The organism is Halopseudomonas pelagia, from assembly GCF_009497895.1.
GTDB lineage: Bacteria > Pseudomonadota > Gammaproteobacteria > Pseudomonadales > Pseudomonadaceae > Halopseudomonas > Halopseudomonas pelagia_A.
Genome location: NZ_CP033116.1, coordinates 4475820 through 4487389, shown reverse-complemented (window position 1 = coordinate 4487389; position 11570 = coordinate 4475820). Strand labels below are relative to the sequence as shown.

General features: G+C 59.4%; 11 protein-coding genes and 1 tRNA gene. 8 read left to right on the top strand and 4 right to left on the bottom strand.

Features of this window, described 5'->3' with window-relative positions:
* The first annotated feature begins 14 nt into the window (after positions 1-14).
* The 3 genes from EAO82_RS20495 (at position 15) to EAO82_RS20485 (ending at position 3509) form a co-directional block, all read left to right on the top strand.
* Positions 15-1208, top strand: a complete 1194-nt coding sequence (locus tag EAO82_RS20495) for a murein hydrolase activator EnvC family protein (RefSeq protein WP_096345911.1) — start codon at positions 15-17, stop codon at positions 1206-1208.
* 67 nt (positions 1209-1275) lie between these two features.
* Entirely contained in the window at positions 1276-2553 is a 1278-nt protein-coding gene (locus tag EAO82_RS20490) for a S41 family peptidase (RefSeq protein ID WP_096345910.1), read from the top strand.
* The gene (locus EAO82_RS20485) at positions 2550-3509 is read left to right on the top strand and encodes a divergent polysaccharide deacetylase family protein (protein WP_096345909.1); all 960 of its coding nucleotides are present in this window, start codon (positions 2550-2552) and stop codon (positions 3507-3509) included. Before EAO82_RS20490 ends, EAO82_RS20485 begins: the two co-directional genes overlap by 4 nt.
* Here EAO82_RS20485 and hisF read toward each other — a convergent pair whose 3' ends face one another.
* From hisF to hisB, 4 genes are all read right to left on the bottom strand, one after another.
* A complete protein-coding gene (gene hisF, locus EAO82_RS20480; RefSeq protein ID WP_096345908.1) occupies positions 3510-4283 on the bottom strand; it encodes an imidazole glycerol phosphate synthase subunit HisF in 774 nt (257 codons plus the stop codon).
* A gap of 61 nt (positions 4284-4344) precedes the next feature.
* Entirely contained in the window at positions 4345-5094 is a 750-nt protein-coding gene (gene hisA / locus EAO82_RS20475) for a 1-(5-phosphoribosyl)-5-[(5-phosphoribosylamino)methylideneamino]imidazole-4-carboxamide isomerase (RefSeq protein WP_096345907.1), read from the bottom strand.
* A gap of 80 nt (positions 5095-5174) precedes the next feature.
* Positions 5175-5819 (bottom strand): imidazole glycerol phosphate synthase subunit HisH, encoded by a 645-nt coding sequence (hisH, locus tag EAO82_RS20470; RefSeq protein ID WP_096345906.1) that lies wholly within the window; start codon positions 5817-5819, stop codon positions 5175-5177.
* 3 nt (positions 5820-5822) lie between these two features.
* Positions 5823-6416 carry an imidazoleglycerol-phosphate dehydratase HisB gene (hisB, locus tag EAO82_RS20465; RefSeq protein WP_096345905.1) on the bottom strand — a complete coding sequence of 198 codons (594 nt, stop codon included), beginning with the start codon at positions 6414-6416 and terminating at the stop codon, positions 5823-5825.
* Positions 6417-6573: 157 nt separating this feature from the next.
* On the opposite strand from hisB, the gene EAO82_RS20460 reads away from it, so the two are divergent.
* The 5 genes from EAO82_RS20460 (at position 6574) to EAO82_RS20440 (ending at position 11460) form a co-directional block, all read left to right on the top strand.
* Positions 6574-7701, top strand: a complete 1128-nt coding sequence (locus EAO82_RS20460; protein ID WP_096345904.1) for an NAD(P)/FAD-dependent oxidoreductase — start codon at positions 6574-6576, stop codon at positions 7699-7701.
* Positions 7702-7764: 63 nt separating this feature from the next.
* The gene (locus tag EAO82_RS20455) at positions 7765-9942 is read left to right on the top strand and encodes an AsmA family protein (RefSeq protein ID WP_096345903.1); all 2178 of its coding nucleotides are present in this window, start codon (positions 7765-7767) and stop codon (positions 9940-9942) included.
* The gene (gene mutY / locus EAO82_RS20450; protein ID WP_096345902.1) at positions 9939-10988 is read left to right on the top strand and encodes an A/G-specific adenine glycosylase; all 1050 of its coding nucleotides are present in this window, start codon (positions 9939-9941) and stop codon (positions 10986-10988) included. Before EAO82_RS20455 ends, mutY begins: the two co-directional genes overlap by 4 nt.
* A gap of 35 nt (positions 10989-11023) precedes the next feature.
* Positions 11024-11296, top strand: coding sequence for an oxidative damage protection protein (locus EAO82_RS20445; RefSeq protein ID WP_096345901.1), 273 nt, complete (start codon positions 11024-11026; stop codon positions 11294-11296).
* Positions 11297-11384: 88 nt separating this feature from the next.
* Positions 11385-11460, top strand: a tRNA-Phe gene (locus EAO82_RS20440).
* The last annotated feature ends 110 nt before the right edge of the window (positions 11461-11570 follow it).

Genomic DNA, 11570 nt, shown 5'->3' with positions numbered 1-11570 from the left:
ATCGGACATTGAGCATGCAGCGACAGCGAGTGAGTAAAGGATTGTGCAGCGGCAGAGCGCTAGTTCTGCTGTTGGTGCTGTCGAGCGGTGGTATGGCGGCCGGGACTGTGGCTGCGCAGGAGAAGGACTCCCGTGAGGCGCGCGCCGAGCTGAAGCAAACCGAGGAAGAGATCGCTCGCCTCAAAGCGTTGCTCGACGATTTCAAGCAGGAAATGTCCGGCCTTGAATCCAATCTGAAAGAAAGCGAAAGCGAGATCGGCCGGCTGCGCCGCGAGAGCCAGAAGATCGAGCAGCAGATAAAGGAAGGTGAGACCAGTCTGCTGGACCTGCATAAGCAGGCGGCCGCGCTGCAGGTGGCGTTGAGCGAACAGGAAGTACAGGTCGTTCGGCAGATCAGGGCCGCCTACATGGCGGGCCAGCAGGATTATCTGAAAATGGTCCTGAATCAGGATGATCCGGCGCGGGTCGCCCGCATGATGCGCTATTACGAGTACGTCAGCCGCGCCCGCGTGACGGAGATGAGCCGCTACACCGATACCCTGGAGCAGGTACGCCTTGCCAGTGCCAGTATTGCCGATCAGCAGACAGCATTGCGGCGTGACCGCGAGCAGTTGGCGGCCAATCAGCAGCAGCTGCAGGCCGAGCAGGCGTCCAGAGGTAAGTTGCTGGCCGGGCTGCAAAGCCGTAGCCGCAGCCAGAGCGAAAAGCTCAAGAGCGCTCAGGCTGAACGCGCAGGGCTGGAAAAACTGATCAAATCGATTGATGAGGCCATTGTCAGTATACCGACGCCAGCGGGCAGCCTGCCTTTCGCGCAGGCCAAGGGCAAACTGCCCTTGCCGGTCAAAGGCCGGGTCCAGGCCCGCTTTGGCAGCCAGCGGGGTGAAGATGCGCGGTTGAAATGGGACGGCTTATTGATCGCGTCAGAGCAGGGTAGCAACGTGCACGCAGTGCATGGCGGGCGGGTGGTGTTCGCCGACTGGCTGCGTGGCTCGGGCTTGCTGCTGATTCTTGATCATGGAGCAGGTTACCTCAGCTTGTATGGGCATAATCAAAGCCTGCTCAAGGAAGTGGGCAGTTGGGTTCAGCCCGGCGAAGTGATTTCGACCGTAGGTACCAGCGGTGGCTTGTCTACGTCGTCGCTGTATTTTTCCATCCGTCACCAGGGCCGTGCCCTGGATCCGGCGGCCTGGTGTATGCTGTCCGGGTGAACACGCGGTTATCAGAAGCCAGTTCCCGCCTGCCCGCTCCGTTTTTTAGCCTCTTTGGGAGAGTTCGATGACTGCTGTGCGTATCCTCTTTGCGAGCTGTCTGTGTTTGCTGCTCGGTATGCCATTGGCCCATGCGCAGGAGCCCGCCGAGGTTCCCGCGCCGCTGCCCCTGGACGAGTTGCGGACCTTTGCTGAGGTGCTTGAGCGCATCCGCACAGCCTATGTTGAGCCAGTGGATGACGCCACGCTGCTGGAAAACGCCATCCGCGGCATGCTTGAAGGCCTGGACCCGCATTCTGCCTACCTCGAGCCTGAGGCGTTTCGCGGCCTGCAGGACAGCACCAGTGGTCAGTTCGGTGGACTAGGTATCGAAGTCGGGCAGGAGGATGGCTTTATCAAAGTCATTTCACCGATAGACGATACCCCCGCTGCGCGCGCCGGCATTGAAGCGGGTGATCTGATTATCAAGATTGATGATCAGCCGGTGAAGGGCATGAGCATCATGGACGCCGTGGAAAAGATGCGCGGAGAAGTCGGCACCAGTATCAGGCTGACCTTGGTGCGCGGCACTGGCAGCCCCTTTGAGGTGGAGCTGAACCGCGCGGTCATCAAGGTCGCCAGCGTGCGTGCGGAGATGCTCGAGGACGGCTATGGCTATATCCGCGTGACCCAGTTCCAGAATAACAGCGGTGACGAAGTGCGGCGTGCCCTCAACACTCTGGCTGAAGGCAAGGAGCTGAAGGGGCTGGTACTCGACCTGCGCAATAATCCTGGCGGCGTTCTGCAGTCCGCAGTGGAAGTAGCCGATGCGTTTCTGGATGAGGGTCTGATTGTGTACACCAAGGGCCGGCTGCCCAACTCTGAGCTGCGTTTCAATGCCACCAGCAATAACCCGGGACGGGATATACCGCTGGTGGTACTGATTAATGGTGGCTCCGCGTCAGCTGCGGAAATTGTGGCGGGGGCTCTGCAGGATCAAGAGCGCGCGGTAATCATGGGTACCGACAGTTTCGGCAAGGGTTCGGTACAAACAGTGTTGCCGTTGAACAATGACCGCGCACTGAAGCTGACTACGGCGCTTTATTACACACCCGATGGCCGTTCTATTCAGGCCCAGGGCATTGAGCCGGACATTCGCGTCGAGCGCGCTCGTCTGACTCAGGATGTCGAGGAGCGGGGGCTGCGCGAGGCGGATCTGGCGGGTCACCTGGATAACGGCAACGGTATCGAAGAGCAGTCCGGCGTTGTTGGGGAGGCTGCGGAGCGGCCGCAGGATTCCGATTATCAGCTGAATCAGGCCTTGATTCTGCTCAAAGGCTTGAATATCACCCGCGCGAAAAAATGAAGTATGCGCTGGTCTGGCTGCTGGCGTTATTGCTGGCAGCCTGCAGTGACAGCGAACCCGCGAAAGAACCGCCAGCCGAGCAACAGGATGTTGCGGCTGAGCTGCCCGCGGCCCACCAAGCAAAAACCGCCGCAGATAGCCTGCTTAGCGAATGGCTGCTGATCGAACATGCAGGCTGGCCAACAAAGCCAGCTGCCACCCCTGACTCCCCCGTCCTTGAGCCACGCATAGGCACTCCCGCGTTGCGTCCGGCGCAGGTGGGCGACCGACCGCTACTGGCTATCGTGATTGACGATGTTGGCCAAAATTATTCGCAGGGCCAGCGTCTGATTGATCTGCCGGTGCCGATAGCGCTGGCAATATTGCCGCAGACGCCTGCTGCTGCCCGGTTGGCGGAGGAAGCGTACGCGCGGGGTCAGACGGTTATGCTGCATCTGCCTATGGAAAACGGGGCGGGCCTTTCCATAGGGCCTGGCGGGCTCTTCAGCCATATGTCACGTGAGGAGCTGCTGGCCAGTCTGGTCGACAGTCTAGACCGTTTAGGGCCGATTCAGGGTGTGAACAATCACATGGGCAGCAGGCTGACCGCCGAACGCGCGCCGATGGATTGGGTTATGGGCGAGCTAAAAAAGCGCGGCTTGTTCTTCGTTGACAGCCGCACCACCGCGCAGACGCAAGCGGCTTTTGCCGCAGACGCAGCGGGTGTGCAAAATCTGTCCAGAGATGTATTCCTGGACAATAAGCGCGAGCCGGAGGCGATTCATCGAGAGTTCCAGCGGGGGTTGGCGTTGGCGCGCAAGAACGGGTATGCGGTATTGATCGGTCATCCGTATCCGCAAACGCTGGATTATCTTGAGCGCTGGCTGCCAGGGCTGGCGGACCGCGAGGGCGTGCAGGTGGTCAGCCTGCAGACACTGCTGGAGCGCAAATACGCTCCGACGCAGACCAGTGACTAATTACAGGCGCATCTCAATGCCGCGTGCTGCCATATACGCCTTGGCTTCGCTAACGCTGTATTCGCCGAAGTGAAAGATACTCGCTGCTAACACCGCATCCGCACCGCCGAGCAACACGCCATCGGCCAGATGCTGCAGATTGCCGACGCCGCCCGAGGCGATCACCGGAATGTGCAGGGTATCGCTGATGGCGCGGGTCACGCCCAGGTCATAGCCGCTCTTGACGCCGTCCTGATCCATGCTGGTCAGCAGAATCTCGCCAGCGCCGAGATCTTCCATTTTCTTCGCCCAGGCCACTGCATCCAGGCCGGTCGGCTTGCGCCCGCCGTGGGTAAATATTTCCCAGCGGCCGGGCTCGCCGAGCGCGGAAACGCGCTTTGCGTCAATCGCGACGACAATGCACTGTGAACCAAATCGATCTGCCGCTTCACCAACAAACTCCGGATTGAACACCGCTGCGGTATTGATCGAGACCTTGTCGGCACCGGCATTCAGCAGGTTGCGGATGTCCTGAATCGTGCGTACGCCGCCGCCCACTGTCAGCGGAATAAAGACTTCGCTGGCCATGCGCTCGACCGTATGCAGCGTGGTGTCACGCTCCTGATGGCTGGCGGTGATGTCGAGGAAAGTGATCTCGTCCGCGCCCTGCTCGTTGTAACGCCGCGCCACTTCCACCGGGTCGCCGGCATCACGGATATTCTCGAACTGCACGCCTTTGACCACGCGGCCGTTGTCGACGTCCAGGCAGGGGATGATTCTCTTGGCCAAACCCATGGGCTTTCTCCGAAAGCAGCTTCAAGCGGCAAGCCTGAAGCTGCAAGTAAATGCTTGTGGCTTATGGCGTGCCGCTTGCCGCTGCGCGATCACAGAGCGCTTGCGCCTCTGCCACATCCAACGTGCCTTCGTAGATCGCGCGGCCGGTAATGGCGCCGATAATGCCGGGTGAGCGGGCGTTCAGCAGGGACTGGATATCGCCGAGATTATGAATGCCGCCGGAAGCGATTACCGGGATGCGTGTGGCATTGGCCAGCGCGGCGGTGGCTTCGACGTTGCAGCCCTGCATCATGCCGTCTTTGGCGATATCGGTATAAACAATAGCGGCCACGCCGTCGGCTTCAAAACGCTTGGCCAGATCAATCACCTGCACGGTGCTGACTTCGGCCCAGCCGTCAGTGGCCACAAAGCCGTCTTTGGCGTCCAGGCCAACAATGACCCTGCCAGGGAAGGCGCGGCAAGCTTCAGCAACGAACTCCGGCTCTTTGACCGCTTTGGTACCGAGGATCACGTAGCTGACGCCGGCGCGTACATAATGCTCGATGGTGTCCAGTGAACGGATGCCGCCGCCGATCTGGATCGGCAGCTCGGGATAGGCGCGAGCAATCGCCGTTACTACGTCGCCATTGACCGGCTTGCCTTCAAAGGCGCCGTTGAGGTCGACCAGGTGCAAACGGCGGCAGCCACCGTTGACCCATTTCGCGGCCATGGCCACCGGATCATCAGAAAATACCGTGGCATCGTCCATCAGGCCCTGGCGCAGGCGCACACAAGCGCCGTCTTTAAGGTCGATAGCGGGGATTATCAGCATAACTTTTTCCTTTGGAAAAAGCTTCAAGCCTCAAGCGGGTGCTTGCAGCTTACAGCTTGAGGCTTGAAGCTCTAGTTTTTCTACCAGCGTCCGTCCCAGGCCAGAAAATTCTGCATCAGCTGCAGGCCATTGGTATGGCTTTTTTCCGGGTGAAACTGGGTGGCAAATATATTGTCCTGGATCACCGCGGCAGCGAAGTCGACGCCATAGCGGCAGCGGCCGGCAATGTGGGTGTGCTTGCCTGGCTGGGCATGGTAGCTGTGCACGAAATAAAAACGCGCATCCTGATCAATACGATGCCACATGGGATGGTCAATGTTCTGTTTGACCTGGTTCCAGCCCATATGCGGCACTTTCAGGCGCACGTCGCCTTCGTACAGCTCATTGCCGAAGAAACTGACCTTGCCTGGGAAGAGGCCGAGGCAATCCACGCCGCCATTCTCTTCACTGCTTTCGAATAGCATCTGCATGCCGACACAAATCCCCAGCAGCGGCTTTTCCTTGACCACTTCGCGCACAACCTGATCCAGCCCCAGTTGCCGCAGCTCACTGACGCAGTCCCGGATGGCGCCCACGCCGGGCAGTACCACTCGGTCAGCCGCCAGAATGATGGCAGGATCGCTGGTCACTTCCACGCGCAGGGCGCCGGCATGCTCAAGGGCTTTGGCTACCGAATGCAGGTTGCCCATGCCGTAATCAATAACGGCTACTCGGCTGGCAGTCATCGGTTACAGGCAGCCTTTGGTGGAGGGCATCATGCCGCTCATGCGCGGATCTTCTTCCACGGCCATTCGCAACGCGCGGCCAAAGGCCTTGAACACCGTTTCGATCTGATGGTGGGTGTTGACCCCCTTCAGATTGTCGATGTGCAGCGTCGTCTGCGAGTGGTTGACGAAGCCCTGGAAGAATTCGCCGAACAGATCCACATCAAAGCCGCCGACACTGGCGCGGGTGTAATCTAGGCTCATGTGCAGCCCCGGGCGACCAGAAAAATCGATCACCACGCGGGACAGAGCTTCATCCAACGGCACATAGGCATGGCCGTAACGACGGATACCTTTCTTGTCACCAATGGCCTTGGCAAAAGCCATGCCCAGGGTGATGCCGACATCCTCCACAGTGTGGTGGTCGTCGATGTGCAGGTCGCCACGCGACTTGATCTGCATGTCGATCAGCCCGTGCCGGGAAATCTGGTCTAGCATGTGCTCTAGAAATGGGACGCCAATATCAAAGTCGGACTGGCCGGTGCCGTCCAGGTTGATCTCAACTTTGACCTGGGTTTCCAGAGTGTTGCGCTCGACGCTTGCCTTGCGCTCCGCCATGGCTGTTCTCCGCTGAATAATCTATCAAGGGCGTGCATTATACGGGTACCACGGTGCCCGGGGCTACAGCAGGCTGATCGCTTGTGCATATCGTGCCGATAGTGGGGCGCAGCCGGTTTGAAAATAGTGGGAGGGTGATTGATGTGCTGGGTAATCGATAGTGGACTCTGAGGTAGTGGTGGTTGGTGCGGGCGTAGTCGGCCTGGCTATCGCTCAGCGGCTGGCGCGCGGTGGGCGCGAGGTGCTGGTATTGGAGCAGGAGGCCTGGCCGGGTCAGCATGCATCAAGCCGCAATAGCGAAGTGATCCATGCCGGTATTTATTATGCGCCGGGGTCGCTGAAGGCGCGCCTGTGTCGCGAAGGTCGTGATCTGCTTTACGCCTGGTGCGCCGAATACGCCGTGATGCATCGGCGGGTTGGCAAGTTGCTGGTAGCCGTCGAGGCGGCAGAGCTGCCCGCACTGCAAGCGCTCCAGACCAATGCCAAGGCCAATGGCGTAGAGCTGCAGCCACTGACCGCCGCTGAGCTGCATGCTCGCGAGCCAGCAGTGCGTGGCGTGGCAGGTCTTTTTTCGCCACTCACCGGCATTATTGATAGTCACGGTTTGATGGGCTCCTACGAAGCGGCATTGCAACAGGCAGGCGGCGCGCTGCAATGCCGTACCCGAGTCGACCGCGTGGACACAATTGCCGGCGGTTTCCGGCTCAGCGGCGACAGCGCGGGCGATGTGTTCACCTTGACCTGCCGTTACCTGATCAACGCGGGCGGGCTATTTGCTCAGGCGCTGGCCGCCTCCGTAGAAAGTATGCCTGAGCAACAGATTCCGCCGCTGCATCTGTGCCAAGGGCAATATTTTGCTTACAGCGGTCGTTCGCCCTTCAGTCATCTGGTGTACCCCATGCCGGAGGCGAACGCGACGGGTCTTGGTGTGCATGCCACTCTGGACCTGGCTGGCCAACTGCGCTTCGGCCCCGATGTGCGTTATCAACAGCAGCTGGACTATGCGATGGACGAGTCGCGCCGCGAGGCGTTTGCCAAGGCAGTAATGCGCTACTGGCCCGAATGCCAAGCCGAAAAGCTGGTGCCAGCCTATGCTGGAGTGCGGGCCAAGCTCAGTGCGGCGGGGGAAGCGGCGATGGATTTTTTCATCCAGGATCATTCAAGCCACGCAGTGCCTGGCTTGATCAATCTGTTTGGGATCGAATCGCCTGGACTCACCGCCAGCTTAGCTCTGGCAGAAGAGGTGGCTACTCGATTCAAGAGCCTTTACCCTATCCGATATTAATAGGGGCACCCATTACTGGCCCCTTGGTCCTTTTCGCGTGTTGATGAATATAAGGAAGCATCCATGAAATCCTTTGCCAAAGTGCTGGGGCTGGTGGTCTTTGGTGTCGTACTACTGGCGGCAGGCGTACTGTTTTTCCTGACCCGCATGTTCGTCCCGAATGACTACAAGGACGAGATCCAGCAAGCAGCCCGTGAGCAGGCGAATATCGAGCTTACTTTGGGTGGCGATATTGGCTGGTCACTGTTTCCATGGCTGGGGATCGAACTTGAGGATGTCGGTGTGGCCGCGCTTGATGCTCCGGATGATGCGCTTGCGCAGATTGGTAATCTCGGATTGGGCGTCGAGGTGTTGCCTTTGCTTCGCCGGCAGCTGCGCATGAGCGATGTGATCCTCGACAACGTCAGCCTGAACCTGGTCAGGAATGCCGAAGGCAGGGGTAACTGGGAAAGTATCGGCGCTGATCAAGAGGCCGAGGCTGCGGCGGAAGAAGAGGTTGCCCAGGCTGACGAGGAGTCTGCAGACGAGGGTCGCGATTTTGAGGTGGCGATTGAGAGCGTGCGTATTACCAACGCGCGGGGTCGTTACGAGGATCTGGCTTCCGGGCAGATTTTGCAGTTGGAAGACGCCAACCTGACTACCGGGGCGCTGATCGAGGGTGAGCCCTTTGATGTGAATTTTCTTGGCCTGTTGACCGCGGAGCAGCCCGCCCTGCGTGTACGTATTGATCTGAAAACCCTGGCGCAGTTTGATTTTGAGCTTGAGCGTTATCAGTTGGATGCGGTGGATCTGAAGGTGGATGCCAGCGGCGAGCCCTTCTCCGGGCGCGCATTGGCTATGCAATTGCAGGGCGATGCTTTGCTGGATCTGGGTGCAAATATTGCCGAGTTCAATCAGATGCGTTTGTCCGTAGCCGATTTGCGCGCCACGGGACAGGTCAGAGCCAGCGAGCTCAGCGGTGATATGCGCCTGGACGGCCGCCTCGATGTAGCCGATTTCGATGCCCGCGCGCTGCTCGCGGCAGTAGGTCAGGAAGTGCCGGAAACCGCCAGGACCGGTGCGCTTGAGTCGGTGGCATTGAGCTCGGTCATCAGCGGTTCAGCTACCAGCCTGATGTTGGAAGAACTCAAGTTGTTGGTGGACGGCACCGAGCTGACGGGGAATCTTGGCATTGCCGATTTCGAGCGCCAGGCGTTGCGCTTTGACCTGTCTGGCGGCGCGTTGAATCTGGATGATTATCTGCCGCCAGCAGAAGAGCCCGCTACTGCTGAAGCCGCGGCCCAGGCTCCGTCTGGCGGCAGCCGGTCCGACACCGCACCTGAGGCCTGGAGCGATGAGGAGGTGCTGCCGTTGCAGGCCTTGGCTGGCCTGGATGTCGACGGCAAACTGGCGCTGGATGAGGTGCAACTGACGGGCCAAACGATAAAGCCGTTCATCGCCGCAGTGGTTGCCCGTGATGGCAAAATTCAAATCAAACAATTCGATGGCGGCGTGTTTGGCGGCCGCTTCAGTGTGACAGCAGAAATTGACACCACCAGCACGCCAGTCAGTCTCTCAGTGGCCAAGCAGTTGACCGGTATGGATTCATTGGCCATTCAGCAAGCCTACGATATGGGCGAGCAGATGCGCGGCAAACTGGATTTCAATCTGGATGTCAGTGCCAGCGGCAATAGCATCAAGCGCTGGATGGATACGCTGAACGGCAGCGCCCGCTTCAACGTGCTGGAGGGCGCGCTTATTGGTGTGAACCTGGAACAGCAGATGTGCGAGGCCATTGCCCTGGTTAATCGCAAAACGCTGGGTGAGTCTCGCGGCGGCGAAGATACGCCTTTCTCGGCTCTGGGCGGCAGCTTCCGCATCGTTGATGGCAAAGTGAGAAATGACGATCTGCTAGCGGCTTTGCCGGGCCTGGCGGTGAAAGGCACCGGCGAGGTGGACCTGCCACAGCAGCGCATGGATTACCGCCTGGGTTTGCTGATTCAGGGCGACAGTGCCTCGACGCCGGACCCCGCCTGTGCGGTGAACGAGCGCTATGTGGATGTTGAGTGGCCAGTGCGTTGTCAGGGCTTCTTGCACAATGCGGCCAGTAGCTGCAACGTCGACCGCGATGGCGTGCAGCGCATCGCCGGGCAATTGCTGGGCAATGAAGCGCAGCGCAAGGTCGAGGAAAAGCTGGAAGAAAAACTCGGTGATAAAGCCCCTGCGGTGCGCGACGCCATTCGGAGCCTGTTCGACCGGTGAGCAGCGCGGCTGACTTTTCGGCGGCGGTGCTGGAATGGTACGACCGGCACGGCCGCAAGGATCTGCCTTGGCAGCAGGATATGACGCCGTACCGGGTCTGGGTCTCGGAGATTATGCTGCAGCAGACTCAGGTCGCTACGGTGATCCCCTATTTCGAGCGCTTTATGCAGACGCTGCCCGATGTTGGGGCGCTGGCGGCGGCCGAGCCCGACGAGGTCCTGCATTTGTGGACTGGTTTGGGTTACTACAGCCGGGCGCGTAATCTGCACAAAGCCGCCAAGCTGGTGGTAGCCGAGTTTGCTGGCGAGTTTCCCCGGGACATTGATCAACTGATCAGCCTGCCGGGCATCGGCCGCTCCACTGCGGGGGCAATCGCCAGCCTGAGCATGGGCCTGCGCGCGCCCATTCTTGACGGCAACGTCAAGCGCGTACTGGCGCGCTACCACGCGGTGGCGGGCTGGCCCGGCGAGAAGGCCGTGCACGATCGATTGTGGGTGATTGCCGAACGTTACACCCCGCACAGCAGGGTCAACCACTATACTCAGGCGATGATGGATCTGGGCGCCACGCTTTGTACGCGCAGCAAGCCTTCCTGCCTGGTGTGTCCGCTGCAAGCCGGCTGCGAGGCGCGCCTGCTGGGTCAGCCAACGCAATATCCGCACTCCAAGCCGCGCAAGCAGATACCCGTGCGCCAATGCCTGATGCCCTTGGTGATGAATGCCGAAGGTGATATCTGGTTGCAGCGTCGTCCGGATTCTGGTCTCTGGGGTGGTCTGTGGTGTCCGCCGCAGTTGGATGATCGCGAACAGTTGGCCCGTTTGATCGAGCAGCAGGGCTGGCGCGCAGAAGCGCCGGAGCTGCTGGAGCCGCTGCGTCATACTTTCAGCCACTTCCATCTGGATATTCAGCCGCTGCTGGTGCGGGTGATGGCAGGCCATAGCGTGGCCGAGCCGGGCCAGGTCTGGTATAACCTGCGCCAACCATCGCGCCTGGGGCTTGCTGCTCCGGTAAAAAAGCTGCTGGCGCGAGCTGAATTGATTATCTGACCTGGCGTTTGATTGCCTCATTCAAGGAGATGCCCATGATCCGCATGGTGATGTGCCGCAAATATAAAGAACAGCTGCCTGGTATGGAGCGCGCGCCCTACCCAGGCCCCAAGGGCGAGAAAATCTTCAATGAAGTGTCGAAGAAAGCCTGGGATGAATGGCAGGCGCACCAGACGATGCTGATCAACGAGCGCCGCCTGAACATGATGGATCCTGAGGACAGGCGCTTTATTCAGGAAGAAATGGACAAGTTCCTTTCCGGCGAAGAATACGCTCAGGCCGAGGGTTACGTGCCACCTGAGCAATAAATGATCGGTAAGCGGCTGAAACAACGGAACAATATTTTCCTGCGGCGCTTGACACATACATCCTTAAACCGTTTAATAGCGCCCCGTTGCCCAGATAGCTCAGTTGGTAGAGCAGAGGATTGAAAATCCTCGTGTCGGCGGTTCGATTCCGTCTCTGGGCACCATTATTGTTAAAACCCGCTAGCGTCTTTGGCGGGTTTTTTTATGTCCGTACGAAATGTCTCCGCCGGGTTTAATCTGGAAAGACTTTTGCATGCATATTCGGGACATGACC

Coding starts and splice junctions, on each gene's coding strand:
- EAO82_RS20485 (WP_096345909.1), top strand. CDS start 2,550: ATGAAGTATGCGCTGGTCTGGCTGCTGGCGTTATTGCTGGCAGCCTGC.
- hisA (WP_096345907.1), bottom strand. CDS start 5,094: ATGCTGATAATCCCCGCTATCGACCTTAAAGACGGCGCTTGTGTGCGC.
- EAO82_RS20490 (WP_096345910.1), top strand. CDS start 1,276: ATGACTGCTGTGCGTATCCTCTTTGCGAGCTGTCTGTGTTTGCTGCTC.
- hisH (WP_096345906.1), bottom strand. CDS start 5,819: ATGACTGCCAGCCGAGTAGCCGTTATTGATTACGGCATGGGCAACCTG.
- EAO82_RS20445 (WP_096345901.1), top strand. CDS start 11,024: ATGATCCGCATGGTGATGTGCCGCAAATATAAAGAACAGCTGCCTGGT.
- EAO82_RS20495 (WP_096345911.1), top strand. CDS start 15: ATGCAGCGACAGCGAGTGAGTAAAGGATTGTGCAGCGGCAGAGCGCTA.
- EAO82_RS20455 (WP_096345903.1), top strand. CDS start 7,765: ATGAAATCCTTTGCCAAAGTGCTGGGGCTGGTGGTCTTTGGTGTCGTA.
- hisF (WP_096345908.1), bottom strand. CDS start 4,283: ATGGGTTTGGCCAAGAGAATCATCCCCTGCCTGGACGTCGACAACGGC.
- hisB (WP_096345905.1), bottom strand. CDS start 6,416: ATGGCGGAGCGCAAGGCAAGCGTCGAGCGCAACACTCTGGAAACCCAG.